We start from the raw sequence: 430 nt of genomic DNA, 5'->3' as shown, positions 1-430 counted from the left end.
GGTGGCCGTCTCCGTCGACGGGTCTCCTCGGAGACCATTCATCACCCCGGCCCCCACGATGAGCAGCAACCCCAGGCTCATGGTGAGGCCCAACACGCGACGAGGCCGGAGCCACACCGAGGGCTTCTGCCTTCCCGGCGAGGTGTCGGTGACGGTGGGGACCTCGCTGCCGGAGAGGGACAGAGGCCCCCCCTCTCGCGCATCCAGCACGGGCGCTCGGGTCGAAGGTGCGGTCGACGCGTGCCCACTGGAGGTTGCCCCAGCACCGCGCTCCTTGGAGTCACGCTGTTCGTGAGAGGCGGTCGACAGCTCAGGAGCCACGGACGCAGACACGACATCGGCACGCCCGGAGTTCGACGGGAGGGCCATCTCCGAGGCGGGCGTCAGCGCATCGGAGGAGTCCCGCTCGCTAGCATTCGCCGGGAGATCC

The 430-nt window shown here is 69.8% G+C and carries 1 protein-coding gene; it reads right to left on the bottom strand.

What is annotated here, in order from left to right; translation table 11 throughout:
- Positions 1-210 (bottom strand): hypothetical protein (locus G4D85_RS49100; RefSeq protein ID WP_205526044.1); only part of this gene is annotated, 210 nt, incomplete at its 3' end.
- Between the last annotated feature and the right edge of the window lie 220 nt (positions 211-430).

Source organism: Pyxidicoccus trucidator, from assembly GCF_010894435.1.
Classification (GTDB): Bacteria; Myxococcota; Myxococcia; order Myxococcales; family Myxococcaceae; genus Myxococcus; species Myxococcus trucidator.
The sequence above is the reverse complement of the archived record's forward strand: the minus strand, read 5'-3'. Positions and strand labels throughout refer to the sequence as shown.